Source organism: Lactobacillus huangpiensis (genome assembly GCF_019972815.1).
In the GTDB taxonomy this organism is placed as follows: Bacteria; Bacillota; Bacilli; order Lactobacillales; family Lactobacillaceae; genus Lactobacillus; species Lactobacillus huangpiensis.
Genome location: NZ_BPPA01000003.1, coordinates 20,048 through 46,617, shown reverse-complemented (window position 1 = coordinate 46,617; position 26,570 = coordinate 20,048). Strand labels below are relative to the sequence as shown.

At 35.0% G+C, this 26,570-nt stretch carries 26 protein-coding genes and 1 pseudogene; 2 read left to right on the top strand and 25 right to left on the bottom strand.

Annotation, left to right across the window (positions count from 1 at the left end):
- The first annotated feature begins 27 nt into the window (after positions 1–27).
- Together LDM90_RS03455 and LDM90_RS03450 are read left to right on the top strand one after the other, a co-directional pair.
- Positions 28–978 carry a diacylglycerol/lipid kinase family protein gene (locus tag LDM90_RS03455; protein ID WP_223896617.1) on the top strand — a complete coding sequence of 317 codons (951 nt, stop codon included), beginning with the start codon at positions 28–30 and terminating at the stop codon, positions 976–978.
- Between the two features lie 168 nt (positions 979–1,146).
- Positions 1,147–2,927: pseudogene (locus tag LDM90_RS03450) on the top strand (oligopeptide ABC transporter substrate-binding protein).
- 122 nt (positions 2,928–3,049) lie between these two features.
- Here the strand turns inward: LDM90_RS03450 and LDM90_RS03445 are convergent.
- From LDM90_RS03445 to mraY, 25 genes are all read right to left on the bottom strand, one after another.
- Positions 3,050–3,595, bottom strand: coding sequence for a GNAT family N-acetyltransferase (locus tag LDM90_RS03445; RefSeq protein ID WP_223898684.1), 546 nt, complete (start codon positions 3,593–3,595; stop codon positions 3,050–3,052).
- Between the two features lie 11 nt (positions 3,596–3,606).
- Positions 3,607–4,398: a hypothetical protein gene (locus LDM90_RS03440; protein ID WP_223896618.1), complete on the bottom strand. Its 792-nt coding sequence runs from the start codon at positions 4,396–4,398 to the stop codon at positions 3,607–3,609.
- 8 nt (positions 4,399–4,406) lie between these two features.
- On the bottom strand, positions 4,407–5,120 hold the full coding sequence (locus LDM90_RS03435; protein WP_198211756.1) for an ATP-binding cassette domain-containing protein: 714 nt from the start codon (positions 5,118–5,120) through the stop codon (positions 4,407–4,409).
- A 91-nt stretch (positions 5,121–5,211) separates the two neighbouring features.
- Positions 5,212–5,607, bottom strand: a complete 396-nt coding sequence (locus LDM90_RS03430; protein WP_198211755.1) for a DUF1828 domain-containing protein — start codon at positions 5,605–5,607, stop codon at positions 5,212–5,214.
- A 15-nt stretch (positions 5,608–5,622) separates the two neighbouring features.
- Complete coding sequence (recD2, locus tag LDM90_RS03425; RefSeq protein WP_223896619.1) at positions 5,623–8,001, bottom strand: SF1B family DNA helicase RecD2; 2,379 nt, start codon at positions 7,999–8,001, stop codon at positions 5,623–5,625.
- Complete coding sequence (locus LDM90_RS03420; RefSeq protein WP_223896620.1) at positions 7,994–8,641, bottom strand: tetratricopeptide repeat protein; 648 nt, start codon at positions 8,639–8,641, stop codon at positions 7,994–7,996. The genes recD2 and LDM90_RS03420 overlap by 8 nt, the downstream gene beginning before the upstream one ends.
- The gene (locus tag LDM90_RS03415) at positions 8,638–9,294 is read right to left on the bottom strand and encodes a histidine phosphatase family protein (protein ID WP_223896621.1); all 657 of its coding nucleotides are present in this window, start codon (positions 9,292–9,294) and stop codon (positions 8,638–8,640) included. Before LDM90_RS03415 ends, LDM90_RS03420 begins: the two co-directional genes overlap by 4 nt.
- Positions 9,295–9,412: 118 nt before the next feature.
- On the bottom strand, positions 9,413–10,537 hold the full coding sequence (gene mnmA, locus LDM90_RS03410; RefSeq protein ID WP_274381254.1) for a tRNA 2-thiouridine(34) synthase MnmA: 1,125 nt from the start codon (positions 10,535–10,537) through the stop codon (positions 9,413–9,415).
- Between the two features lie 5 nt (positions 10,538–10,542).
- Positions 10,543–10,884, bottom strand: coding sequence for a DUF1831 domain-containing protein (locus LDM90_RS03405; RefSeq protein WP_034979365.1), 342 nt, complete (start codon positions 10,882–10,884; stop codon positions 10,543–10,545).
- A gap of 54 nt (positions 10,885–10,938) precedes the next feature.
- Positions 10,939–12,090, bottom strand: coding sequence for a cysteine desulfurase family protein (locus LDM90_RS03400; protein WP_198211751.1), 1,152 nt, complete (start codon positions 12,088–12,090; stop codon positions 10,939–10,941).
- Positions 12,091–12,093: 3 nt separating this feature from the next.
- Positions 12,094–12,789: a 5'-methylthioadenosine/adenosylhomocysteine nucleosidase gene (locus tag LDM90_RS03395; protein ID WP_223896622.1), complete on the bottom strand. Its 696-nt coding sequence runs from the start codon at positions 12,787–12,789 to the stop codon at positions 12,094–12,096.
- Between the two features lie 19 nt (positions 12,790–12,808).
- On the bottom strand, positions 12,809–13,147 hold the full coding sequence (locus tag LDM90_RS03390) for a hypothetical protein (protein WP_198211749.1): 339 nt from the start codon (positions 13,145–13,147) through the stop codon (positions 12,809–12,811).
- Between the two features lies 1 nt (position 13,148).
- Positions 13,149–13,712 carry an NUDIX hydrolase gene (locus LDM90_RS03385; RefSeq protein WP_034979378.1) on the bottom strand — a complete coding sequence of 188 codons (564 nt, stop codon included), beginning with the start codon at positions 13,710–13,712 and terminating at the stop codon, positions 13,149–13,151.
- A 14-nt stretch (positions 13,713–13,726) separates the two neighbouring features.
- On the bottom strand, positions 13,727–13,933 hold the full coding sequence (locus tag LDM90_RS03380) for a cold-shock protein (protein WP_198179357.1): 207 nt from the start codon (positions 13,931–13,933) through the stop codon (positions 13,727–13,729).
- Positions 13,933–16,722 carry an isoleucine--tRNA ligase gene (ileS, locus tag LDM90_RS03375; RefSeq protein ID WP_198211748.1) on the bottom strand — a complete coding sequence of 930 codons (2,790 nt, stop codon included), beginning with the start codon at positions 16,720–16,722 and terminating at the stop codon, positions 13,933–13,935. The genes LDM90_RS03380 and ileS overlap by 1 nt, the downstream gene beginning before the upstream one ends.
- Positions 16,723–16,945: 223 nt before the next feature.
- Positions 16,946–17,746 (bottom strand): DivIVA domain-containing protein, encoded by an 801-nt coding sequence (locus LDM90_RS03370; RefSeq protein ID WP_223896623.1) that lies wholly within the window; start codon positions 17,744–17,746, stop codon positions 16,946–16,948.
- The gene (locus LDM90_RS03365; protein WP_223896641.1) at positions 17,713–18,528 is read right to left on the bottom strand and encodes a YlmH family RNA-binding protein; all 816 of its coding nucleotides are present in this window, start codon (positions 18,526–18,528) and stop codon (positions 17,713–17,715) included. Before LDM90_RS03365 ends, LDM90_RS03370 begins: the two co-directional genes overlap by 34 nt.
- Before the next feature lie 177 nt (positions 18,529–18,705).
- Complete coding sequence (locus LDM90_RS03360) at positions 18,706–19,011, bottom strand: YggT family protein (protein ID WP_223896624.1); 306 nt, start codon at positions 19,009–19,011, stop codon at positions 18,706–18,708.
- Positions 19,011–19,451: a cell division protein SepF gene (locus LDM90_RS03355; protein WP_045927999.1), complete on the bottom strand. Its 441-nt coding sequence runs from the start codon at positions 19,449–19,451 to the stop codon at positions 19,011–19,013. Before LDM90_RS03355 ends, LDM90_RS03360 begins: the two co-directional genes overlap by 1 nt.
- A gap of 15 nt (positions 19,452–19,466) precedes the next feature.
- A complete protein-coding gene (gene ftsZ, locus LDM90_RS03350) occupies positions 19,467–20,801 on the bottom strand; it encodes a cell division protein FtsZ (protein ID WP_223896625.1) in 1,335 nt (444 codons plus the stop codon).
- A 14-nt stretch (positions 20,802–20,815) separates the two neighbouring features.
- Positions 20,816–22,174, bottom strand: coding sequence for a cell division protein FtsA (ftsA, locus tag LDM90_RS03345; RefSeq protein ID WP_045927997.1), 1,359 nt, complete (start codon positions 22,172–22,174; stop codon positions 20,816–20,818).
- A gap of 61 nt (positions 22,175–22,235) precedes the next feature.
- On the bottom strand, positions 22,236–23,090 hold the full coding sequence (locus LDM90_RS03340) for a cell division protein FtsQ/DivIB (protein WP_223896626.1): 855 nt from the start codon (positions 23,088–23,090) through the stop codon (positions 22,236–22,238).
- Between the two features lie 16 nt (positions 23,091–23,106).
- Positions 23,107–24,213 carry an undecaprenyldiphospho-muramoylpentapeptide beta-N-acetylglucosaminyltransferase gene (gene murG / locus LDM90_RS03335; protein WP_223896627.1) on the bottom strand — a complete coding sequence of 369 codons (1,107 nt, stop codon included), beginning with the start codon at positions 24,211–24,213 and terminating at the stop codon, positions 23,107–23,109.
- A gap of 1 nt (position 24,214) precedes the next feature.
- Entirely contained in the window at positions 24,215–25,594 is a 1,380-nt protein-coding gene (gene murD, locus LDM90_RS03330; protein ID WP_223896628.1) for a UDP-N-acetylmuramoyl-L-alanine--D-glutamate ligase, read from the bottom strand.
- Between the two features lie 10 nt (positions 25,595–25,604).
- A complete protein-coding gene (mraY, locus tag LDM90_RS03325) occupies positions 25,605–26,567 on the bottom strand; it encodes a phospho-N-acetylmuramoyl-pentapeptide-transferase (RefSeq protein WP_373307165.1) in 963 nt (320 codons plus the stop codon).
- Between the last annotated feature and the right edge of the window lie 3 nt (positions 26,568–26,570).

The following is a 26,570-nucleotide window of genomic DNA, read 5'->3' as shown; positions in this document are numbered from 1 at the left end:
GGCTTTTTTATATAATGAATAGTATATATGAATAATAAATTAAAAATACATCTCTTAGTTAATGAAGTAGCTGGTAATGGTCATGCTAAAAAAGTTCTTGAGCAAACAAAATCTATACTCATTAATGAAAATATAAATTTTGATCTTAAAAAAAGCAATTATGCAGGAGAAGCAATTCGTATAGCACAAGATTATGGCAATCAAAAACACCTGCCAAATGAAGTTCTTTTAGTTATTGGCGGTGATGGATCGCTCAATGAGGTTCTTAACGGAATTAAGTGGTCAAGCAATCCGGATACACCTATTGCCTACTTACCGGCTGGAACTGGCAATGATTTCGCTCGTGCAGCTAGTTTAACTGATGATCCCAGAATTCTTTTAGAGCATTTTAAAAAAGGCTTTAAACCAGACCTAATTGATTGTGGTTCATTTATTTTCCCAGATATCGCTATTAATAAAAAATACTATTTTGCAAATAGCTTTGGTATCGGTTTTGATGCATTTGTAAACCATAATAGTAATATATCTAAGCTTAAAAAACTGTTAAACCGGCTTAATGAAGGAAAACTAATATACGGTTATAATGTTTTAGCCACTGTTACGAAACAGGACACATTTGGTGTTGAAATTGAACGAGAAGGTCACAAAATTTATTTTGATGACGCTTTTATGGTTACCACTACTAATCATCCATACTTGGGTGGCGGTCTTCCTCTTCTACCCAGTGCTAAAATAGACAATCACAAAATTGATACCGTTGTAGTAGAAAAATTTAGCCTGGCAAAACTGGTAAAATTATTTATTAATCTTCTTAAAGACGGCTCACACGTTAATGATACACAGTTTCACTATTTTGAAGCCGAAAAGATTAAAGTCACTACTACAAAAAAAGAATTCGCTCAAGTTGATGGCGAAGAAATAAAAAGAAATTCTTTTAATATTGAGTTTTCTATTTCAAGTTTTAACTTATTGCGTTAAAAAATAAAAAATTGTTAATAAATTAAAGGAGCTATGCTTTAACTGCTTAGCTCCTTTTTTCATCGAAATTATATTAAAAAATTAATTTTTATTTATTATATTTAAAATGTATCTTTAATGTGGTATTATTTGATGTGTTAAATCATCATAAACTAGTACTCATAAGGGATGAAGAATCATGAAAAAAGCAATGTTTTAAGCTCTATTGGTATTTTGGCGGCTACAGCTCTAACCCTTCACGGCCTGCGGTAAAAGCGGCAATAATCAAGAAAATAGCGCAAAAGAAGCAAGCAAATTTCCTGCAAAAATGCCTTCAAAACCAACGAAACGAGGCGGTACTGTGAGAGTAGCATTACAGACTGATACACCATTCACAGGTATCTTTTCTGATCAATTACAAGTAACTGCTACAGATGCTGACCTCTCCTCTCCTGGTTCGGAATCCTTATTCGATACAGATGATAATTACCGTTTCACTAATAAAGGGCCTGCAACCCTAAAGATTAATAATAAAAATAAGACAATTACAATTGTTGTTAAAAAAGGAGTTAGATGGTCAGATGGTCGACAGGTCACGGCCAAGGATGTGGAATACCCGTATGAAATATTATCCAATAAAGGTACTGATTCACAAAGGTATTCCAGCCAGTTTGAACTTATTAAAGGCTTAAAAGAATACCATGAAGGAAAAGCTAAATCTATTTCAGGCATTGAAATGCCTGATGGTGAAAATGGCAGAAAAGTCATTTTGCACTTTAAACAATTAAAACCAGGTATGTACAATAGTGGAAATGGCTATTTTTCAGAATATACAGCTCCTTATCATTACTTAAAAGATGTCCCTTTTAACAAATTACAGTCATCTAATAAGATTAGGAAAAAGCCTTTGTATTTCGGAGCCTATAAGTTAGAAAAATTAGTTCGTGGACAATCAGCTGTTTGGGTGCCAAACAAATATTATTGGCGTGGTAAACCCAAACTGGATAAAATTATTTATCAGGTGATTTCTCCTAACTCATCATCGCAATCAATAAAGAGTCATAAATTCGATGTCATTAATGTTGTAAATTCCCAATGGGATGAAGTGAAGCATATTAAAAAAGTTAAGTTCATAGCAGAAATCCCTCTTTCATACTGGTTCATTGGCTTTAAATTAGGTAAATGGGATGCCAAACACAATAAGAGCATTATGAATCATAATAGCAAAATGAACAATACATCTTTACGCAGAGCAATTGGTTATGCGATGAATGTTGATGAAGTAACTAAACATTATACTCATGGGCTAACTTTTCATATAGCCACCCTAATTCAACCTCAATTTGGTGACTATTTCAATAAAAATGTTAAGGGTTATGATTATAATTTAAAAAAGGCCAACGATATTCTTGATAAAGCCGGATATAAGAAGAAAGGCAAATGGCGTGTACAACCTAATGGCAAGCCTTTAAAGATTACATTTATGGCCAAAGCTGGTGACCCAACGCAAGGTCCAATTATACAAAATTATATCCAGCAGTGGCATAAAATAGGACTAAATGTTAATTTATTGAATGGTCGATTGACTGAGACAAATTCATTTTACGACAAACTTAACAAAGATGATCCTCAGGTTGATATGTTTGAAACCGGTTTGGTATATGTCTACTGAACCATCACAGGATGGAATGTACGGTGACAGCACCGCAGCAAACTATGATCGTTTCGTGACACCAGAAAATACTAAACTGCTTAAGGAAATGGATTCACAAAAAGCTTTTGATCATAAATACCGTGTGAAAGTCTTTCATGACTGGCAACAATATATTTTTGATCAAGCTTACATGATTCCAACAGTTAACTCATACAAAATCAGAGCGATCAATGACCACATTTCAGGTTATTCCCTTAAACCATCTGAAAATAATAATGGGCATGTCCTATGGTATAAAGTCGGATACATTAAATAAATTTAAAAAGGATAATCAATAACTCAAATTATTGATTATCCTTTTAATTTTTAAAATATTAATAAGCTATGGTATACAGAAAAATAAACGTGTAATTTTGGTCAAAATAACTATTTGTTTAATTATCTGGAAACAATTTTAAACTTATAGCAATTGAAACTCATTTGCTCCAGTAATCGACTTAAATTGCTTTTTTTAAAGCTTCCATCAGAACATAGTATCGAGTAATGTCCACCCTCATCGACCAAATTACTTTTAGTTAGTCTAAAGCCATTGCGCTTGTAAAATGATAACCGGTTAAGTCTTTGAGAATAATTCTTTGCTGTTTTAATAACTGGCTCAATATCTAAAACTATTTCTTTTTCAGAATAACGTTGTTTCATCGAATTTAGAATTTGACTGCCGTAGCCCTTTCCACGCCAAACTGGGTCAACAGCCAAATAACCAATATAAATAATCTTTTCGGCATATGTCCAAAAAATTAACCCAATAAAATTATCATGGTCATAGACTGCTTGCAAATTAACTCTTTTTTGCAAAGCCATCGCCAGCAACCCGACAAATGGAAATCGTTCATTTTTGGGAAATGCGCCTAAATATAATTTTCTTACTTTAAAATAATTTTTTGTCCCCCATTTAACATTTTTGAACGTTAAAATAAATATCACCTTTCTTAAAATTAAAAAGCATCAAATGAGCCATCTTTGCGTTCTTTCTTAATACAATAATTGAATATTAAAATACCAATTAAGAACCAAACAACATTTACCACTATAAATATTATCAGTTTTGGCAATGAAACTCCATGACCCAGAAATATTTGCCGAACTATTTCGATGCCACCAACATAGGGAATGACCTCCTGAAAGACATTATATACTGGTAAATAAACATTTGACAACATCAATAATAAAGCCTGCAGTATAGTAGACCACTGACCCATTCTTTTAAATCTAATAGAACCAGAGGCAAAAATCATCCCGATGCCAAACATTCCAAAATTGGAAATTAAAGAAAATACAAATGTTAACAATAAAGCTTCTAATAATTCAGCTATCGTGAAAATTGAAAAAAACGAAGCAATAAAGCCTATGATTAAAAGATAAATCCATACAAATAAATTATTTGCCAAAGTTTCGATAAAATATAGGGTCCATAAGGGAAAAACAGACTGAGTTTCACTTTCAAGCAAACCAGTTTGCTCATCAGATTCTACTCCGTTACTACATTGACCCATTGAGGCAATACCAATACTCCAAAACAAAAAACCAACAATAGTAAATAAAACCCCTTGCTTTGTACCATATGCCTGACCAAGTTGTGCAGGATCAGTGAAAAAGATAACAATCAAGAAAGCTCCGGCATATAAAACCAGCGAACTAATCGCAGAATTAACATAACGAAATTGTAGTTTTAGCTGTAAATATAATTGTACCCAAAAAATATTAAATAGCTTTTTAATTTTTTTCATTTTTAATCCTACTTTCGCTGATAAATTTCACGGTATTCAGAAATCAGATCATTTTCAGTCATTTTATGTCCAATATTTTCCTCTATTTGGCCATCTCTTAAAAACAGATAATGATCAACAACACCAGAAAGCATTTGTGTGTCATGCGATGAAATAAAAATAGTATTACCGTATTTATTTTTCAAATCCAGAATAAAGGACGCTAAATCTTCTTGAGCAGCTATGTCAAGTCCGTTTGATGGCTCGTCCAAAAGTAAAACTTCTGTTTCCATTGCAGCTCCGACAAGGATAGCAGCTTTTTTCTTCAAACCAGTAGACAAATTTTGAAAATAAGTGTTAAGTTCATTTGAAAAATTGAAATCCTGCGCCATTTTTCGAATATTGTTTTCTGTTTTTTTAATACTAATTCCTTTAAGTGAAGAAAAATACATCCCATTTTCAAGAGTATTTAGCCTGTACATAAGACCTCTTTCACCTGAAGCAACGAAAATAGTATGCAAGCTGGCCCACTTAACATATGGTTCATTAGCCTGGTCATTTTTGATCAATCCTTCGGTTGGTTCCAATACCCCCGCAAGCAACCTTAACATGGTTGACTTGCCTACACCGTTAGGTCCGACCAAACCAATTACTGTTGGTTCTAAAGGAATTTTAAAATTTAGGTTATAAAATACAGGCTTCTTACCGTAGTTTTTCTTTACCCTATCAAAAATAATTGCCATAGGCTTTCTTCCTTTTGCTTAAAATGATACCAATAATTTAATCATTATTTTTTAAAATTAGCAATAAAAAATAGTATTTAGTGATAGCTTTTTAATTAAGATATGAAACGTTTACTTCTAATTGTCCTAATTGCATAATGCTTTCAGCCAAAGTTTGTTCATTACATTCACAGCTGATCACTCCATTTTCAGCATTAAAAGAAAAACCACTGGCTGTGATTAAATCTACGCTGGCAGCTATCAAATCTTCGTCACTTGCGCTGGGATCTAACTTAAAAAGTGTACGACCATCATCTGTAACTTTATATTTATCAAATTCAATTTTCTCGACAAAGCAATACACTGATTCGCCAAATGAATCTTTAAAAATAGTTTCAATTTCAAATATGTCTGGACCAAAATTTAAAATATGAGTGTTAGTGGCAACCCACTCTGCAAGTTCTTTCTGCAAGTTTATACTAACTTGTTCATTTTTTATCTTTGTCATTGTTTTAAAAGTCCCTTATTTTGTTTTTGCATCTAATTTAATGTCCTGCATCCCAATCATAGGATCAATTCGACCCGAATAAATCAATTCCGGTGTTAATATATGATCCTGAGTTAGATCTTCAAGCACATCAGAATTTGCTTCTTCTTGTTCATTTTTATTTTTACCTGAATCTTTTTCTTGAACAGTTTTATCTTGCACATTTAATATTTTTTGCAGTTTAACAGTTAATCCTGTCTGACGGTCATTACCAGAAGTATTAAAAGCCATTTCATAAGCGCGTGGATCACCAATTAAAACCAAATTTTTCTCTGCACGAGTAACAGCAGTGTACAATAAGTTACGTTTAAGCATGACATAGTTTTGCATAGTCAAACTCAAAATTACTAACGGGAATTCAGAACCTTGAGCTTTGTGAATGGTAATTGCGTATGCTCTGGTTAAATCAAACAGATCTTTTTTACTAAAGGTTATTTCTCTGTCATCAAAATCAGCCACCATGCATTTTTGAGAATTATCATTATCAATTGCGAGGATTTTACCGATTTGGCCATTATAAATGTCTTTTTCCGGATTATTTTGTAATTGCAAAATGCGGTCACCAATGCGAAAAATTTCATCGTGTACTTCCAGTGTTTTACTGTTTTGCTTTGAAGGATTAATAATTTCTTGAATAACATTATTCAAATTGTTAACCCCGCCATCACCTTGGTACATTGCTCCTAGTACCTGAACGTCATCAGGATCAAAACCCTTTGCTAAAGCACGTTGGACGATTTGACTAACAACATGCGAAACTTCATGTGGTGGACATGAAATAAATGAGTAGTTTTTGGTCTTTTTAAATAATTCCTGGGGGTTCTTTCCTTCATTAATGTCATGAGCCAACGTAATAATGCTGGAATCATCTCCTTGACGGTGAATTTGCTTAAGAACGGTTGTAGGAAAGGCCTGTGATTTGATTAAATCAGCAAAAACGTTTCCTGCACCAACTGATGGCAGTTGATCCTTATCACCAACAAAAACAATGTGCTTAGTTTCGTTAATGCTGGAAACCAGTTGCCTAAACAAAAACATATCTACCATCGACATTTCATCAATAATTAAAATTTCACCCTTTAATTCATTCAGATCAGTTGCATCATTTTCACCAATCCCTAAACCTAGTAAACGATGGATAGTTTTAGCTGTAATCCCAGTAATTTCTTCCATTCTCTTGGCTGCACGACCAGTGGGTGCAGCAAGTAAAAATGGCGGGTCTGTACTATAAAGAGACGATGATGGTATTTCTGCCAGCTCTTTCAATGCTAATAAAATACCGTTTATGATAGTAGTTTTACCAGTTCCGGGACCACCAGTTAAAATTGAAATTGGGTTAGTTAGTGCGTTTTTAATCGCTGTCTTTTGAGTATTATCATAGTGAATTTTCAGCTTAGTTTCAGCGTTAGCTATTGCAAGGTTTAAATCTTTTTCACCGTAACTTGAACTCTTTTGCTTTTTTTCAACTAGATTTTTCATTGCGTTGGCAATATCAGTTTCAGTTTCATAAATTTCCTGTAATGCAGCGTTTTCTCCCATTACTACAACTTTACCTTGATGTTGGAGATTATTAACACAAGTTGCTATGGTGTCATACTCATTAATTTGAAGTAGTTTACCCGCTTCTTGCAGCAGCTGCTCAAGTTTAACGTATGTATTGCCTTCTTTAGCAACTTCATCAAGTAAAATTTGAAAAACAGCACCATTGACTCTTTTGGGATCATTTGAACTAATTCCTAATTTACTGCCAATTCGATCGGCACTCTTAAATGCATAACCCGTAACTTCAGCAATAGAAGCATAAGGATCTTCTTCAAGTTTAGCTAGGGTTTCGCCATGATAAAGTTGGTATAGTCTGCTCGCTACCTTCTTATTCAAACCAAATTGGGCCAGTTTTAATACAGTTTCAGAGTATGAATCCATTGTACTGACACCATTTAACAAACTCTCTTTTTGCTTTTTCGAAATTGACAAAGTTCGAACCTTTTCAGGTTTTTCCTTTAAAACTGTCAGTGCATCCATTCCCAAGTCTGAAATTATTGTATCAGCTGCTTTTTTACCAATCCCAGGAAATTTACTGGAACTTAAATAATTAATCAAACTACCTTTTTCATGAGGCAAGGCCAATTTATAATTATCACAACGAAATTGCAGACCAAATTTATTATGCACAATCAATCTTCCGGAAAAAGTATAAGTTGCACCAACTTGAACGTCTCCAAAACTGCCGGTTACTTTAATATCTTCTCGATCATATTTTTCTAATTTTCCGATTATGGCAACATCAAGTATCTTATACAAGTCTTGATCGTTTTCAAAAACTATTCGATTAATTTTTCCAGTAAATTCAGTCATTGTTTTTTCTCGCATCATTCACTAATTTTAGTAACGAAGAATATTTTTTTTGCTCTTGTTCAAAAACTTTAGGATCTTGCTTTTTTGACTTGGTTAAGTATTTTTCAGCCTCTTGTCGATTTCTAGCTAAAACTGTGATTCCCAGCATGAAATTGATTTTGGCCGATCTTTTTTCGGTATCTATTTTTTTATAAGTTGACTCTGCTTCCTGAGTTTTACCGAGGCTTAGCCAAATATCCCCTATTAATTCCAACACTTTTGCATCAACATTCTTAATTGTTAGAGCGTATGCCAGTGCTTTTTGGCTTTGACCAACTTTGAAAAAAACGAGTGCTTTTTGATATAAAACTAAATCATCATTAGGAATTTGATTAAGGATTTTTAGTGCCAGATCAAATTTACCTTGGAGGTAGTAACAAACGGCTAAATCATAATCTAAATCCTGAGGATGAGTAACTAACTTTTTGGCTTTTTCTAATAGTTCAGTTGCTTGGTCATTACTGCCTTGCTCTATTAAATAGGTTGCCAAATTTAAATAGTTTTCACTATTTTGCGGTTGTTTATCAATTTTCGTTATTAGTTTGTGTACCTTTTTGGAAACCCCGTTTGAATTATCAGCTATTTTTCTTTTTTGTCTCATAATGAATCCGAATCTACCATTTTCCTGTCCAAAAATTTCGTCTCATTCCATACCAGAGCTTTAAAGGTTTTGCCCCTATCTTTTGTTTCCAAAATAGTAAGGCTAGTATTGCTTAAACCACCATTCTGGCGGATATCCGGCAACGAATAACCCAATAAACCACCCATAATTGCTCCAAGAGCTGCTCCATGGCTCACTGCCAGTATTTTATCATCTTGTTTAAATTGTAATCCAACATCTCTGCCAAAGCTTTTACCACGTGCAATTACTTCAGGATAATTTTCTCCTCCAATGCTGTGACCGTCATATTTTTCAGGTTCGTCCCAAATATCAGTGACCTGCTTCGGATACCTGGCTTTAGCTTCAGCAAACGTAAGTCCTTCCATTTCCCCCAAATCAAATTCTCGCAAACGATCATCTATCTTGAAAGAAAAGGGATTACCTAGATTCTTAGTAAGTTTTTCTGCAGTAGTTCTGGCTCTTTTCAGAGGGCTTGAATAGATTGCTGCGAATTTTGTTTCACCTAAAAAGTCGCTTAATTTTTGAATATCAATTAAACTTTGAGGTAAAAGTGGTGAGTCACCATGTGCTCCTTGAAAACGTTTCTGTAAGTTCCACTCTGTTTTACCATGTCTGACAAAATAAATCTGCATTCATTAATTACTCTTTTCTGTAACTGTTATTTTCTAGTTTATCATTTAATAGTTTAAAAGAGAAAACGAAGACAAATAAAAAGGAAAATGTTTATAAACATTTTCCTTTCAAGTGATATTAAACTAATTGAAGCTGAAGATCATTTTGATAGGCACAATCAATATTGCCGCCACCAAGACATTCCTCACCCTGATAAAGAACAAGAGCTTGTCCGGGTGTAACTGCCCGGGCTGGCTCATCAAAGTATACTTTCGCCTTGTTTTTTTCTGCATCATAAGATATCGTTACCCCAACATCAGGTTGGCGATAACGAAACTTGGCACTGCAATGAATTTTGAAATCGTGATCAGGCTGTCCGGTAAAGAATGACATATCACTAGCTTCCAATTCAGTTGCGTAAAGCAATTTGCTGTCATATCCTTGCTCGACGATCAATTGATTTTTTTGTAGATCCTTACCAACCACAAACCATGGAGCAGTTGATTCTTTTGTTGAACCAAGCCCTAATCCTGATCTTTGACCAATTGTATAATACATTAGTCCTGCATGATGGCCAACTACTTTTCCATCTGGTGTGATCATCTCTCCAGATTGAGCCGGCAGAAATTCACTCAAAAATTTGCGAAAATTTCTTTCACCAATAAAACAAATACCAGTTGAATCCTTCTTTTTTGCTGTAGCCAAACCATTTTTGATTGCAATTTCGCGCACCTGTGGTTTAGTTAAATTAGCCAATGGAAAAATAACTCGACTAATCTGATTTTGGCTTAATTGACTTAAAAAGTAAGTTTGATCCTTATTGCCATCTTTAGGGCGCATCATATGAGTGATACCATTTTTGTCAGTTATAGTTTTCGCATAATGACCCATTGCAATGTAATCTGCATCAAGATTAAGTGCAAACTCTAAAAATGATTTAAACTTTATCTGACTATTGCACATAACATCCGGATTAGGCGTACGGCCTTTTTTATATTCATTTAAAAAATACTCAAAAACGCGATGCCAATATTCTTTTTCAAAATTGATTGAATAGTAAGGAATCCCGATTTGATCTGCTACTTTTTTTACATCTTCGTAATCATCAGTAGCAGTGCAGACACCAGAATCATCAGTGTCATCCCAATTTTTCATAAATACGCCAATTACATCGTATCCCTGTTCTTTTAAAAGGAGTGCCGAAACGGAAGAGTCCACTCCCCCACTCATGCCAACTACAACTCTGGTTTTTTTCTTTACCAAATTAATCAATCCTTTACAGCAACAATAATATTGCGCTCTTCTAAATCCTTTAATATATAATCTAAAAGTTCAACAGTAGGAGCTAATTTTTCGTTCTTAAAAATGTTGACCTTTTGTAAACCATTTTTGTCTGTGACAACCATGGTCAGATGAGTCATTTCTTTATTTATGGTCATCTTCAGTTTAGTTGGAGCATTATACGGCGAATCATTATAAAGTGGATGCTCATAATTAAAATTACCCTTAACTGTTTTAACAAAACCTGCATCAATCAGAGCGTATAGTTTTAGTTCTGGACTAAGGGTAAACTTGCGTTTATCCCCATTAATAATAACTGTATTTGCCATAATTCTACCTCACTTACTAATAATAAGCATATTTAACTAAAAAAGCAATTAAATTTATTTATTCTGGATTTTGCTCACAATTTTAGCTAGTTCCTTTGCGAAGACTCTAACTTCTTCTTCAGTGGTGTAACGTCCAAAAGAAATGCGAATAGATTCATTTGTTCTCGGAGAATTTTTACCAAAACAGGCAACTAAAACATGGGATGGTTCAATTGAACCTGCAGTACACGCAGATCCCCCTGAAACAGCAAAGCCTGCTAAATCCAAATTTGTCTGCAAAACTGTTGTTGGAATACCATTAAAATGCAAGTTCAACACATGATGAGAATCAAATTTTTTTGTTCCACCGTTAACTTGATATTTAACATTAGATTGATTGAGCTCATTTAAAATAAGATTTTGCAAGTTCTGATATTTAGTTTGCAAATTTTCTTTATCTATCGCTGCAATTTCAGTGATAGCTTCACCAAAACCAGCAATTCCAGGCACATTTTCTGTTCCTGCTCTACGCTTGGTTTCTTGCTCTCCACCATAAACTAGAGGCGGTAAATTAAGCGAGTTCTTTTCATATAAAAATCCAAGAAATTTAGGACCATTTATTTTATGAGCTGAAGTTGATAATAAATCAATATTCATCTTAACAACATCAAGATCTATATTGCCTAATCCTTGTACAGCATCAACATGAAAGTATGCATTGCTTTGTTTTACTATATTGCCAATTTCAGTCAAAGGATTAATTGTTCCCAATTCATTATTAACGGCCATAATGGAAACTAAGGTAGTTTGTGGAGTTAGTGCATCTTTTAAATCGGCGAGTGAAATACAACCATTATCATCGACATCAAGATATATGACTTCATAGCCTTCACTTTCTAAACGTTTCATCGGCTCTAAAACAGATGGATGCTCAATCTTGGTTGTAATTATACGTTTACCGATATCTTGACGACCATGAGCAGTCCCAAAAATAGCAGTATTATTGCTTTCTGAACCACCTGAAGTAAAAATTATTTCATTTTCCTTTGCGTTAATAATTCTGGCAGCTTCTTGTCTTGCCTGATCAATAACATGTCGTGCTTTGCGGCCCAGTTCATAAGTACTTGAGGCATTACCAAAATTGTTTTTCATTTCACCGGTTATTACGTCGATTACTTTAGGCGACATTGGTGTCGTAGCAGCATTGTCCAGATAAATTTCTGTCATTTGTTAATTCATCTTCTCTATGTAAGTACAAATAATCCTTGCAGCCTTAGCTCCCACTTTTTGAGCAAATTGATCAAAATCCTCGTTCGCGTCTTGATTTCCATTGTCAGAAATAGCTCGTACAGCTATCAAAGGTTTTTTAAAATGATAAGCTACCTGTGCAAAAGCAGCTCCTTCCATTTCAACACCTAATGCGTGAGCAAAATTTTGCTTAATCTCATCTTTTTGCTTCTCAGAGCCAATGAAGGAATCACCTGTAACAATTAATCCCTCTTTAAATTCAATGTTGTTTTCTTGCAAAAAATGTGCAAATTCCTTTCTCTCAGAGGAATTTAAGTAAAATTTAGCTGGTTCTCCAGGTATTTGTCCTTCAACATAATTACCTGCCAAAGTATTATGAGCATCGTGATATGCAAACGAATCAGCTAAAATCAAATCTTCTTTGTGAACTTGCTTTTGCAATGATCCCGCCGTACCAGTCATGAAAATCAAATCAATATCAACATTGCTTAGTAAATTGGCTAAATTCATAGCAGCCTGCACTTTGCCAATTCCACTCAAACCAATGTACAAATCATTGTGGTTAACGCAAAAATGCTCGAATGTAGTAGATCCGAACATTTCTTTGTGACCAGAGTGAAAATACTTATGATAATATTCAGCCTCAATTTCCATTGGGACAATAATCGCTATCTTCATTTTTACCCTCGTTTTATTTTTATAAGTGAAATAACGCTAATAAAACCAAAATAATTAAAACAGCAACAATTAAAATTGCACGGTTAAGTTTACTTTTCAGCTTTAATGCTTTTTCTTGACTTGTGGTTAACTGAGACTGAGATTTGGTCTCTTCTCTTCTTGGAGCCTGCTCCTGTTTTTTTACCCTGTCATTTGCAAAATTATTTGATTCTGCAACTTCATCTTTATCACGGGTAAAATCAGGATTAACATCAACTTCTTCATCACTATCGTCAAAAGCAGATTTAATTGTATTCAAAAAGTTTTTGCTTTTTTTATGTTTTAATTTTTTACGGTAATCAGATCGTTTTTCAGTCATTTTATTCCTTTGCGTCAGCACCGGTGAGCAGCATGTTTTCCCAAACACTCATTGCATATAATGTCTTGGCATCAACGATTTTACCCTGTGCCGAAAGTCTTTTCAACTCTTCCAAACTAAACCAATGACTAGTTAAAAACTCATCAGGATCAAGATCTTTTTTATCAGTCAATTTAGTTAATGTATCGCAATAAAATAAGTAGAGTTTCTCATTAGTAAAACCGGGAGATGAATAAAACTCAGTTATCTTTTCCCAGTAGTCTGCATGATAGCCGCCTTCTTCGTTTAACTCTCTTTTCATTGCATCAAGTGGACTAGCATCAGTTTCGTCTATTAAACCTGCTGGAATTTCTAAAGTCAACTCTTTGATAGGCTCACGCCATTGTTCAACTAACAGCATTTCCTGCTTTTCATTCACAGCTATAGCAGCTGATGCAGGTTGATGTTTTACTACTTCTCTTGTAGCAGTCTCACCATTAGGCAATTTGATCGTTCTTACTGAAAGATCAACTATACGACCTGTAAAAATTTGTTTTGAAGAGATTTCAGTTTCTGTTAAATCCATTATTCACTTTCCTGCTAATCAGCTAAATATACATTAACACATTGCAATCCATTTTTTCCTTGAGCGAGCTGATATTTGACTTTTTGTCCGACATGTAAGCGACGATATCCTTCTTCTTTAATAGCAGTATAAAAGACAAAGTACGCCTTCTGATTTTCATCGTCAGTGATAAAACCAAAACTACTGTTTTGATCAAACTGCTTTACCTTACCGTAACGCATTATTCTTCTAAACCTTCTTGTACAGCTTCAGGATAATCTTCTTTAACAATTTTAGCACATCTGCCACAAAGCATTGGTACTTCGCTATCAGCTCCAATATCCGTTCTGATCATACGACACCGAGGACAAACTTCACCTTCTGCATGTTCAACAAGAAATGCACCATTTGGTAATTTTTCTGCATTTGCAGGTGCTTCACCATCAGCAATAGTTAATTTAGAAACTATTAAAATTTGCCTAAAGTTTGCATCTAGATTGGCTAAAACTGCTCTCATCTCATCAGTCGGATAAACTGTAACTGCTGCTTCGAAAGATTTACCGATTAATTTCTGATCTCGTGCTTCTTCTAAGACTTTCAAAACATCATCGCGGAAATTCATAAACTTCTTCCAGTTATCAAGGAGATTATCATGATTTGCATATTGTTCAATTTCAGGCATTTCAGCAAGTTGGACGTAATCTTCTTTTTCCTTTAAGAAAGACCAAACTTCCTCCATAGTATGTGGCAAGACAGGCGTCAAAACCTTAGCCAACTTAACTGCTGCATCATAAATCACTGTTTGCATTGACCTTCTTGCATGACTATTTTTACTCTCAATATAAAGAACATCTTTGGCAAAGTCCAAATAAAATGCTGAAAGATCATTAGAAATAAATGCAAAAATCTTTTTATAAACATTATTAAAGTCGTAACGCTCATAACTGTCAAGACAAATTTTAACCAAATCGTTGAGTTTAACTTCCATATATTGGTCAATGGAGTTTAGATCTTCATAAGCGACTCTATTTGTTTGCGGGTCAAAATCAGAAGTATTAGCCAACATATAACGGAAAGTATTTCTTATTTTGCGGTAACTTTCAGAAGCTTGGCGCAAAATATTTTGCGAAACAGCAACATCAGAAGTAGTGTCTACAGAAGCTACCCACAAGCGAATAATTTCTGCTCCCATTTGTTTGATAACGTCGTTTGGCGAAATTACATTACCTAACGATTTAGACATTTTATGTCCTTTTTCATCTAAAACGAAACCTTGAGACAAAATACCGCGATAAGGTGCTTTACCCGTGGCAGCTACAGCTGTAATCAGACTTGAATTGAACCAGCCACGGTACTGATCACTGCCTTCAAGATATAGATCACATGGGAAATTCAAATCTGGTCTTTTAGCCATAACAGCTTGATGAGAAGATCCGGAATCAAACCAAACATCTAAAATATCTTTTTCCTTTGTAAATTTACCATTTGGTGAATGCTCAGAAGTAAATCCGTCTGGCAACAATTCCTTAGCACTTCTTCTATACCATGCATTTGACCCCTCTTTAGCAAAAATCTGGGCAATATGTTCAATAGTTTCTGGTGTGACAATCGCAGTACCGTCTTCTGCATAAAAGATTGGCAATGGAACTCCCCATGCACGTTGTCTTGAGATTACCCAATCACCACGATCCTTAATCATATTATGCAAGCGTAATTGACCCCATGATGGCGTGAATTTAACCTTATCAATTTGATCAAGAATCTGTTGACGGAACTTTTCAACTGAAGCAAACCATTGTGTAGTAGCTCGATAAATCACAGGTTTCTTTGTACGCCAATCATGAGGGTAAGAGTGAGTAAAGAAGCTAAGCTTAAGTAAATTGCCTGATTTCTTTAATTTTTCACTGACGACTTTATTGGCATCATCATAAAACAACCCTGCTAAATCTGGATCGTTAATATCTTCAGTGAAGCAACCTTTGTCGTCCATTGGACTGTACACAGGAATACCATATTTTTGAGCAACATTATAGTCATCTTCACCAAAACCAGAAGCCGTGTGAACTAGTCCAGTACCATCACTAGCAGTAACGTGCATCGCATTCATCAAAATAGAATCACGATCGTATAAAGGATGCTTGGCAACCATATGGTCCATTTCAGTACCCTTAAGATGTTGAACTACTTCATAGTCCTTCCAACCTAATTCTTCAGCAACAGCCTCTAAACGATCAGTTCCAACAACATAGCGCTTATCACCGACCTGAGCTACAGAGTAATCAAACCCTGGATTTACTGTAATACCCTGATTAGTAGGGATAGTCCAAGGTGTAGTTGTCCAAATTAAGAAATATGTATTTTTCGGATCTAAAATGCCCTTACCGTCTTTTACAGGAAATGAAACATAAATCGAAGGTGACTTAATATCATGATATTCAACTTCAGCTTCTGCCAATGTTGATTCACTTGAAGGTGACCAATAAACAGGTTTCTTACCTTTATAGATATAACCCTTTTCATACATTTTACCAAAGACGCGAATTTCTTCTGCTTCGTATTCGGGTTGATAAGTAATGTAAGGGTGGTCCCAGTCTCCCATTACTCCCAGTCGCTTAAAGTCAGTCATTTGCTTTTTAACTTCTTTACTGGCAAAATCTTGACAAAGCTGACGGTAATCCGCAAGATTCATCTTTTTGCGATCAACGCCTTGTTTTGTTAATTGCTGTTCAATTGGTAAACCATGAGTATCCCAACCAGGAACATAGGGAGCATAATAGCCGTTCATATTTTTAAAACGAACAATTATGTCTTTTGAAACTTTGTTCATAGCGTGGCCAATGTGAATATTACCGTTTGCAAAAGGAGGACCATCATGTAAATCAAATCTCGGCTTTCCTTTATTCAGTTTTAATCTTTGTTCATATAATTTGTTTTCTTCCCACTCTTTTTGCCATTGCGCTTCGCGAACTGGCAAATTGCCCCGCATCTTAAATTTGGTTTTACCCATATTAAGTGTATTTTTCACTCTCATTTTTTAATCCTCCCTATAAAAAAATCCTCGTCCTAAGATTAGGGCGAGGTTAATATCGTGGTACCACCTAAATTGAGTTGTTAAACTCCACTTAACGATTGCGTATCGTGCAACTAACGTAACAAACTAATGCTAACAGCTGATCAACCATTAAGCTCTTATATTAGTCTCACACCATCGCTAATTCGCTGAATTGCTCTCAAGTTTTACTGTCAGTTTGTTATTAATGATTTTTATAGTCATCTGGGAAAATAACAGTAGTACCAGAGCCATTATTAGAACTAGTATCTTCGTTATTAACAGTTTCAACACTAGGACTGTCACCAGTCATTGGTTTAGGACTATTATTATCTTCTTCAGTGTCTTGTTCAAAGTTTACTTCATCATCAATGCCATTGTCAACCTCTACTTCTTCGTCTTCGTCGATATCTTCATCATCATCGTCTTCATCGACATCTTCGTCTTCATCAGTTAACATTATAGGTTCAGCACCATCTGGGGGATAAAATCGTTCAGTATCGAAATATTTATCGAGTGCTTTTTGCCAATTTTCATCATTAAGATTTTCAATTGCTTTTTGTAAAAGATCTTGAATATAAGAGCGATAACCTGAAGCTTCCTTTTTCACACGTTCATAGTCAGATTTAATAGTTTCAAGTTGCTGACGTTGATAATCAGTATCAATTTTTGCCTGTTCAGTAGTATTATCGGCTTGAACTGTAGCATCATTGATAATTCTTTCTGCCTGAATTTTAGCGTTACCTACAGCTTCTTTCGTAGCATCTTCATTCTGCTTGTACTGTTTAACTTGTTTTTGTAAATCTGAAACCTGTTCTTGCAAATGCACAATTTCATTCTTCAAGTCAACCGTTTGATCTAACGCGTCACCATAATCATTGATTATTTGGTCGAGAAAACTGTCTACTTCGCGCCTATCATAGCCACTTAAACCTCTCTTTTTGAATTCTTTATTATGAATTTCAAGCGGAGTCAATTTCTGCGATTCCTTTTTTTCGTCTGCCATAGCTTATACACCACCTTATACTTGCCTTTTCGTGTCCTTGATATATCTTTAATTTCACATCTGCCAAAATGTCTTAAACTTAGGACATCATTTTCATTAACCATTATATTAAAATCTTTGACACTATGCCAATTTAATTTAACCAAATTATCTGATATACATGTTTTTACTTTCTGCCTGCTATCATTTGTGATTGAAGCTAAAACTGCATCCAGCCTCAGTGAAGAAACAATTGCAGTTAACAGTTCACTTTCATCATCAACTGCTATTACTTTCTGATTTAGACTAGGTCTTATTCTAACCTTTGTCCTACCTATATAGGTGATTTCATGTTGAAAAAAATCTGTTAGTTCGCTCTTAGCAAAAAATTGCCACTTGCCATTGCCATCGGTAATAATGTCGCCAAATGTTGAGGTTTCTATACCTGCATTAGCTAGGCTTCCTAATATTGCACTATGTGACAAAAAAGTAAATTTCTGAGGATACTCAATATTAAAAACAGTAACCTGATATGCAAGAGGCGCAATATTATCCCAGTCTTCAGTTATTAAAACTCTTTTCTTTTCAGCATTTAAATGCCCACCAAAGCTCTGCAAACAAACTTCAGCACCAGCTATTTTTTTAAGAATATCCCTTTCTCCAGGATTCAGAAAATCTGTTAAAACTTCTTCATGCTTGTCAAGAGCGTTATTTATGAGTCCAGTCATCTTATCTACTATTTTCTGATCAGATAAATCACCTTTAAATAAAACATTCTTAGCATAAGCACTTCGTTTTGCTATGTTTTTTGTGTTCACACAATGCCCCCTGTTAATGAAGGTAAAAAGACACATTGGTCTTTTCTAAAATTATTATAGCATGAACTTTAAAAGACATTCATTTAACAAAGGAAACTATTTGCATTATTCAAAAAAATAAAAGGCTGACAAATCATGAAATTCATCAGCTCTTTATAAAAATTAAACAAACAATCTAAATAAAATGTTTGCGATCCATCTTAAGACATAATTTTGCACAAAATAAAGTAAAAGTAAGCCAATTAGAAATGAAATATCCAACCCGGTGGCATTAGAGAGTCTTAAAATCGGTCCCTTACGAAAAAGGTTTAAATAAGGATCAATTATCAGATTAATTATACGACCGAGACTTGAATCACGTAAAAAAGGAATCCAACTTAAAATTGCATCAATTACCATAATAATGCTGTAGATCCATATTATATAATCAACAATATTAATACCGTAATATATGATATTTGCTGCCATTAACTTAAAGTATCTTTCTTATCAACTAAGTCACTAATTTTGCCATTAGTAACGAATTTAGGAGGTGTTGCCAGAAATATTTTATCGCCGATACGTTGAATTTCACCATTCAGGGCATAAACTGTCCCCGTTATAAAATCAACAACTCTCCTAGCAGAAGCATCTTCCATCCTGCTAAAATTAATAATCACTGCTTTGTTATTCAACAAGTTTTGTGCAACATCCTTGGCATCAGAATAAACACGTGGCTCGTAAAGAACAATTTTGCTCTTAGCCGCATTCATACCGGATTTTATCGAAACTACATTGTCACGATCAACAGCACTAGCAGAATAATTGTCCTCATTATTTAATTGTTGGTCTTCTGCATATTCATCATCCAGCATTTCATCGTCATCATTTGCAACACCGAAAAATTTACCTATTTTACTAAAAGCCATTTTTCTTGCCTCCTATTAGTTTTCACCACGATGCCTGAAAAATGGAATATCATCAGTATCATCGTCATCAAAAGCGTTGGTTTCGATTTGTGAAATACTGCTTTGATCGTCGTCATCAAACGAGCTCGATCTTTCCTCCTGATTTGTGGCAGATGGTGTTGAGCGACGATTTCCTTCATCATCGTTATCCAAACCCCATACACTTGTTGGATCGACCATAGGTTTATGTTTTGGAGCAGTCTGAACAGTTTGCGAGCCATCATCAGTTGAAGGTCTGGGCTCAACATGTCTCTCAACCGAATTTGTATTTTGCCCAGAGGAATTGGTTTGACTAGGTTGTGACTTTATCTGGTGACTGTGACCAGGAAGCTGTTTAGATGCTTCCTCTTCTGCTTGTGAATTTATTCCTGTAGCTATAACAGTGACAACAACCTCATCTCCTAAATTAGGATTAATGGACGTACCAAAAATGATATTAACATCATCGCCTGCAGCCTTTGAAACAATTTCAGAAGCATCTTGTGCTTCAAATAAAGTCAAATCAGGTCCACCGGTGATATTCAGGAGAACCTGCTTAGCGCCATCAATTGAAACCTCAAGCAACGGTGAAGAAATTGCCAGTTTAGTTGCTTCAACAGTCCGGTTCTCCCCACTTGCACGACCAATTCCCATTAAAGCAGCACCTTGGTTTGCCATAACAGTTTTAACATCAGCAAAATCCAAGTTAACATAGTCGGTTGAAGTGATTAAATCAGAAATACCTTGAACACCCTGTTTTAAAACATTATCTGCTTCTTTAAAGGCATCCATCATAGGAGTCTTTTTATCGACCATTTCCAGCAACCGGTTATTAGCAATAATAACAAGCGTATCAACATACTGTTTTAACTGAGAAATGCCTTCAGCTGCATTTTTAGACCTTTTGGGTCCTTCAAATGTAAAAGGACGAGTAACAACGCCAACTGTTAATGCACCAGTTTCTCGTGCAATTTTGGCTACAATTGGCGCAGCACCAGTTCCCGTACCGCCACCCATGCCAGCGGTAATGAAAATCATATCTGCACCTTTTAGGGCATCTTCAATTGTCTGCTCACTTTCTTCAGCAGCTTTTTGACCTACCTCGGGATGAGAGCCAGCTCCAAGTCCTCTTGTCAACTTTGGCCCCAGCTGAATTTTATTTTCAGCTTTATTACTATTTAATGCTTGTACATCTGTGTTAGCAGCTACAAAAGATACTCCTTGTACGCCATCATCGATCATTCGATTAACAGCATTACCACCAGCACCGCCGACACCAATAACTTTGATGACAGCATTTTTATTGTCGTCAGAATCGAACGTAAAATCCATCTAATTAACCACCTTTAATCAAAGAACTTTTTGAAGAAGTTCTTAAAGCCTTTATCTTTATTTTGCGTATTATTTTTCGTTTTACTTTGCGAAGATTTTTCTCGTTTCAGTAACTCACGTCTATTATATTCTTCTTTTCTTTTACTTTCATTAACAGTAGCTGTTCTTTTCGAAGTTTTTGTTTTTTCTTGAACAGTCACTTCTTCTTGACCAAGTGCATCCTTGCCGTATATTGCATTAATTACTAAAAAGTCAATATCAGACATTTTATATGCATAGTTAACGACTCCATATGCAGCTGAATAAATTGGATTGCGCATTCCAATTTGGTCAGGTTGATAGATTCTGGCTTTGACATTTAAAGTATTGGCTATTATGCCATCAAAACCTTGTAACAGACTGCTTCCACCAGTGATAATGACACCACCAGGCAAACTTAAAGCATCATGTTTAACCAAACCTTTTTCAATTCTGTCAATGGTCTGCATAACTCTAGCATTAATAATTTCACTTAAGTAGCTCTCGTCAACCATCTGTTGACCATTTGAACCTACGCTATTAACAGCAAATTTATTTTTTTCAGAAGCTAGATTTGGATCGGCATAGCCATAATCAAGTTTTATTTGTTCTGCATCCCTTTTTGATGTACTAAGAACAACAGAGATGTCATTGCTAATATCGCTTCCTCCTTCAAAGTCAATATTAGCATATTTAATCTGATTATTGTGAATGACCGTGGCAGTAGTCACGCCACCACCTAAATCAAGGATTATTGAGCCAAACTGTCGCTCACTTTCATTTAAAGCAACACTGGCAATAGCAAGCGGGGTTGGAACAAAAAAGTTATTAGAATAACCTGCTCGCTCTATAGCCTTTTTAATATTATGCAAAGGACTTGCCGGAGCCGTAAGCATGATGCCCTGCACTGACAGAGAATGAGCAATCATTTTTCGGGGATCATCGACTTCCGTTTTACCATCAATTAAAAAGCGGCTTGGCAAAAAAGCAATAGGTTCACGTTCGTTTTTTACTGCAGACCTGATAGCAGCACGTACTACACGTCTGACATCATGGTTGCCAACTTCCTGACCATTATCGCTTACATTAACCAAATCGCTTGCAGTTTCAAGTTGAAGCATACCAACCGGTATGCCTGTTACAACTCGATAAATCTTTGCGTTTGTCTTTTTAGCTATTTCTTTTAACGCTCTACTAATAGCAGCTGCTGTCTCATCAATATCAACTATATTGCCATGGCGCATTCCCCTATTGGGAACAGCTACAGCTCCGATAACTTTACCTGTATCTGCTACAACCGCTTTCACACTTGTGGTACCAATATCTAAGCCCACTAATAAATTTGTATTGTCCAAAATTTACCCCCTGTCAGTGCTCTTTACAAAAATTTTACCATAAAAGTAGCTCAAATTCAGCCTAAGTTAAACCATAAGCTTTCTTTTCACTTGGTGTAAGCGGTCTGCTAAACGCACCTACTTCCAAATCAATTAAAGTATTTTTTCCCACTTTAGTTTTTATTTTATTATAGTACTTTAATTTACTTTTGAGGGTAGAAACGTTACCAATTACTACATTTCCATTTTTCATTAGAAAAATTACCTGTGATTTTCTTCTAGTGTTGCCGCTTAACAATTTTATCTGATTTTGAAAATCTGAAGGCAGACTATTAAACAAGTGAAGAGTTTCTTTCAATGATATTTCATGGTTATATCCCACAAAAACTGGCTTATCCGGACTCACCTTTGACCACGGAATTATCTGGGAACCCAATTTGCCGTGTGTAAGTATTTTCCGGTATCCTTTGGCATTTTTAATGTAACCAATCGTATGGTATTCGTCAATATCAAGAATCAAATGGTTAAAATTTTTAACATGAACATTTATGGTTTTTATTTCAGAGTATCTTGATGACAGTTTATGGTCTATGCTGTCCTTATTAAACAGATGGTCAATTATTTTATCACTGGCTTTAATATCAGTAGTTTTTACAACTTCTTTTATTGGTAAATCATTTTCACCTTTTATTTGAATGCTTTTCACATTTGCTAAAGGAGAAATATAATAACCTAGTCCCAAAATGGACACTACTGAGATTCCCACAACAAGTCCCAAACGTTTAAATAATGCAGTTTTACGTTCATTATGTAACTTTGACAAAGAGGCAGAGACTTTTGTTTTAGCTTTAAACTTTTTCTTCTGATTAGATTCGTGATCTAAATAAGGTGATAATTTTTCTTTTGGATCAATTTTTGTTACTCGCTTCTTAGTCAACTGCCTCACCTTCTTCTTACTTAGATATATCTTGCATTACTTTAATTACTTCGTCAGAAGCATCTGGAACGCCCAATTTCTTTGAAGCTTTACTCATTTCTGTATAATATTTACGATCTAAAACGATATGATCAATTGAGGAAATAAAATTATTGATATTAAGGTCGCTTTCAGCAATCACTGTCGCAGCGCCTGCTTTTTCCAGATCAAGTGCGTTTTTCATTTGATGGTTATGAGTAACGTTCGGGCTGGGAATTAATATGGCGGGAACACCTAAAGCTGTAAATTCCGCAATGCTGGTTGCTCCAGATCGTGAAACTACACAAATCATTTTAGGCAAAAGTGCAGGCATATCTTTAACATATGGTAAAATTTTAATACTTTTACCATAGTCTATATTAGCCAGTTTTTCTTGGATTTCTTTAAAATAATATGTTCCGGTTACCCAAATTATCTGATATGGCTTTTTTTGCAAGCGAGTTAGTGACTTAAGCATAATTCTGTTGATGGCTAAAGCTCCACGAGATCCTCCAAAAACTAATACTGTAGGTATTATTGGATTAAGATTCCATTTACTTTGCATATCAACTTTTGCTGATGATAAGTTCAATACCTGCTGAGAACGAGGATTCCCAGTTTTTACCAATTTTTTCTTTTCAGAAAACTGTTTAGCTGCGTCATCAAACGTATAACAAATCTTATTTACATAGTGACCTAAAAACTTATTAGCAACTCCAACAACCGAATTCGATTCATGAATCAAGGTTGGTATTTTCATTTTAGCTGCTTCATAAACTACAGCACCACTCACATAGCCACCAGTTCCCATTACAATATCAGGCTTAAACTCATTAATAATTTTTTGAGCCTTTTTTGTAGCTTTAAGAAACAACCTAATTGTAGCAAAATTACTCATTATATGTTTACGTGAAAACCCGCGCATTTCAATAGTTTTGAAATTTACGCCAGCCGACGGAACAATTTTTGCTTCAAGACCATTTTTAGTACCTACAAACAGAATTTCATCATTTGTAGCTAAGTTGCGCTCTTTTAATCTTTCAATGATAGCCATAATAGGATAAATATGACCACCGGTTCCTCCACCAGTAAATATTATTCTCATTTTATTTCGTCTTCAATTCCTTTACAAAATTAACAAAATAGTCTCCACGTTCTTCAAATGTTCTAAATTGATCCCATGACGCACAAGCCGGTGAAAACAACAATACGTCACCAGGTTTTGTTAATTCATATGCGCTAGGAACTGCTTCCTGTAAAGTGTTTTTAATTACAATTTGTTTAATACCCGCTTTTCTAGCAGCATCCGCTAATAAATAACGACTTTCACCATATAAAACGGCCGCTTTAACGTGTTTTTTTAAAAAAGGTACTAAAGAATCAAAAGTAAATCCACGATCTAAGCCGCCAGCGATCCAGACTTCTGGATCTTCAAAAGAAGGAATTGCAACAGAAGCTGCTTCAATATTTGTAGATTTAGAATCGTTGTATATTTTGCGACCTTCTAATGTCATCACGTATTGCAAGCGGTGCTTTGCACCAGCAAAAGTTGTTAAAACGGCTTTAATATCATTGGTATCTGCACCCATTATTTGTGCAATTGCACTAGCAACTAAGGCGTTCTGCTGGTTATGAATTCCAGGTAATTTCATGTCAGATGTCTTCATTATTTTTTCGTGCTGATTTTGTAAATACCCATCGGCAATAAAATAATCGGCATCTTGACTATTTTCAGAAAAAGTTACGAATTTTGCTCTTGTAACTTTCCTTTCTTGTTTCAAAATATCTTTTTGATCGAAATTGGCCAAAAAATAATGATCTGAACTCTGCGTACGAGTAACATTCAGTTTTGCATTAACATAATTTTCAAAAGTTTTATGATAATCCAAGTGAACATTATGGTATATGTCAATGATCGCTGCCACATTAGGATCAATATCTGTAACACCAAGTAACTGAAAACTGGAAGTTTCGCAGACTAGAATATCATCCTTGGTCGCTTTTTCAACCACTTCAGATATAGGTACGCCAATGTTCCCTACTGCGTATGCATGATGTCCATTTTTAGACAAATGATGATCAAGAATTTTCTGGGTCAGCATTACTGTGGTGGTTTTCCCATTCGAACCTGTAACGCAAATATAAGGGGCATCACTAACACTCAATGCAATTTCTGGCTCGGTTATAATAGGCAAGTTTAGTTTTTGAGCCTCTTGTACCATTGGATTTTCATAAGGGATGCCAGGATTCTTTACTAAATAATCAAAACTTTCTTGACTTAATAATTCAATTGGATGCCTGCCGTCAATCACACGGACACCCTGTTTTTTCAATTCCTGTGCATTTTTATTTTTACTCAAATCAGCCTGATCATTTAAAGTCAACTTTGCACCAAGTTTAAGCAGCAATTTACTAACTGCAAAACCGCTTTTGCCCAGACCTAAAACCAAAATGTTTTTGTGCTGATAAGTCTTAATCTGCTTCATTTACCTAATTTTATCCCCATATTATTAAATACAAAAAACTACCAATCAATCCAACTATCCAGAAAATAATATCTACTTTCCATTCAGAATACCCCAGCATTTCGAAATGATGGTGAATTGGTGTCATTTTAAAAATCCTTTTACCTGTAGTTTGAAAAGAGATTACTTGTAGAATTACACTTGTAGTTTCACAAACAAACACGATTCCAATTAATAAAAGAGACCATGGCCTGTTTAAAAAGACGCTGACAGCAGCCAATCCACCTCCTAATGCCAAGGATCCGGCATCACCCATAAAAATTTTGGCAGGTTTATGATTAAAAATAAAAAATGAAATCAAACCACCTATAACACTCATACAAAAAATTAAAATAGCAAAGTTCTTTTGTTTAAGTGCAATATAAGAATAAGTAGCATAAGCAATAATTGAAAGTCCCGTTGCCAGACCATCTAATCCATCTGAGAGATTAACAGCATTGGAAAAGCCAACCAGCCAAAAAATTACAAAAATGGTAAATAAAATCGCACTGTTCACAATACCAAAAAATGGTATAAAAAGTTTAAATTGAAAATTATCTGTAGCTGCAATAAAGACAATCACAATAGCAACCAATATTTGTAAGGAAAATTTTTGCCAGGCGTGCAAACCTAAATTGCGCTTGTAAAACAGTTTAATACCATCATCTAAAAAGCCGATTATTCCGTAGCCAAGCAAACTGATTAGTAAAATCCAAATTAGTTTAGACGTTTCCTGTTGCCAAATACTAACCCAAATGGTAGATACTGTAGCTGCCAAAACAAAGACTACCCCACCCATTGTGGGTGTTCCTGATTTCTTTTCATGCCATTTAGGACCTTCATCACGAATTTCTTGTCCTTCGTGATGTGTCCTCATGAAAATAATCATCCAAGGCAGAATGATCCCAGTCAACGCTAGTGAACTTACTAATGCAATAATGCTAATAATCAGCATAAA

Bases quoted from the DNA above. Each gene is read 5' to 3' on its own strand.
- LDM90_RS03435 (WP_198211756.1), bottom strand. From the start codon at position 5,120: ATGGCAATTATTTTTGATAGGGTAAAGAAAAACTACGGTAAGAAGCCT.
- ileS (WP_198211748.1), bottom strand. From the start codon at position 16,722: ATGAGAGTGAAAAATACACTTAATATGGGTAAAACCAAATTTAAGATG.
- LDM90_RS03430 (WP_198211755.1), bottom strand. From the start codon at position 5,607: ATGACAAAGATAAAAAATGAACAAGTTAGTATAAACTTGCAGAAAGAA.
- ftsZ (WP_223896625.1), bottom strand. From the start codon at position 20,801: ATGGATTTTACGTTCGATTCTGACGACAATAAAAATGCTGTCATCAAA.
- LDM90_RS03370 (WP_223896623.1), bottom strand. From the start codon at position 17,746: ATGGCAGACGAAAAAAAGGAATCGCAGAAATTGACTCCGCTTGAAATT.
- mraY (WP_373307165.1), bottom strand. From the start codon at position 26,567: ATGCTGATTATTAGCATTATTGCATTAGTAAGTTCACTAGCGTTGACT.
- LDM90_RS03390 (WP_198211749.1), bottom strand. From the start codon at position 13,147: ATGACTGAAAAACGATCTGATTACCGTAAAAAATTAAAACATAAAAAA.
- LDM90_RS03455 (WP_223896617.1), top strand. From the start codon at position 28: ATGAATAATAAATTAAAAATACATCTCTTAGTTAATGAAGTAGCTGGT.
- LDM90_RS03385 (WP_034979378.1), bottom strand. From the start codon at position 13,712: ATGGATTTAACAGAAACTGAAATCTCTTCAAAACAAATTTTTACAGGT.
- LDM90_RS03380 (WP_198179357.1), bottom strand. From the start codon at position 13,933: ATGCGTTACGGTAAGGTAAAGCAGTTTGATCAAAACAGTAGTTTTGGT.
- LDM90_RS03415 (WP_223896621.1), bottom strand. From the start codon at position 9,294: ATGCAGATTTATTTTGTCAGACATGGTAAAACAGAGTGGAACTTACAG.
- LDM90_RS03420 (WP_223896620.1), bottom strand. From the start codon at position 8,641: ATGAGACAAAAAAGAAAAATAGCTGATAATTCAAACGGGGTTTCCAAA.
- recD2 (WP_223896619.1), bottom strand. From the start codon at position 8,001: ATGACTGAATTTACTGGAAAAATTAATCGAATAGTTTTTGAAAACGAT.
- LDM90_RS03440 (WP_223896618.1), bottom strand. From the start codon at position 4,398: ATGAAAAAAATTAAAAAGCTATTTAATATTTTTTGGGTACAATTATAT.
- murD (WP_223896628.1), bottom strand. From the start codon at position 25,594: ATGAAGCAGATTAAGACTTATCAGCACAAAAACATTTTGGTTTTAGGT.
- LDM90_RS03400 (WP_198211751.1), bottom strand. From the start codon at position 12,090: ATGACAGAAATTTATCTGGACAATGCTGCTACGACACCAATGTCGCCT.
- LDM90_RS03360 (WP_223896624.1), bottom strand. From the start codon at position 19,011: ATGGCAGCAAATATCATATATTACGGTATTAATATTGTTGATTATATA.
- LDM90_RS03355 (WP_045927999.1), bottom strand. From the start codon at position 19,451: ATGGCTTTTAGTAAAATAGGTAAATTTTTCGGTGTTGCAAATGATGAC.
- LDM90_RS03405 (WP_034979365.1), bottom strand. From the start codon at position 10,884: ATGGCAAATACAGTTATTATTAATGGGGATAAACGCAAGTTTACCCTT.
- LDM90_RS03395 (WP_223896622.1), bottom strand. From the start codon at position 12,789: ATGAAGATAGCGATTATTGTCCCAATGGAAATTGAGGCTGAATATTAT.
- murG (WP_223896627.1), bottom strand. From the start codon at position 24,213: ATGAGAATAATATTTACTGGTGGAGGAACCGGTGGTCATATTTATCCT.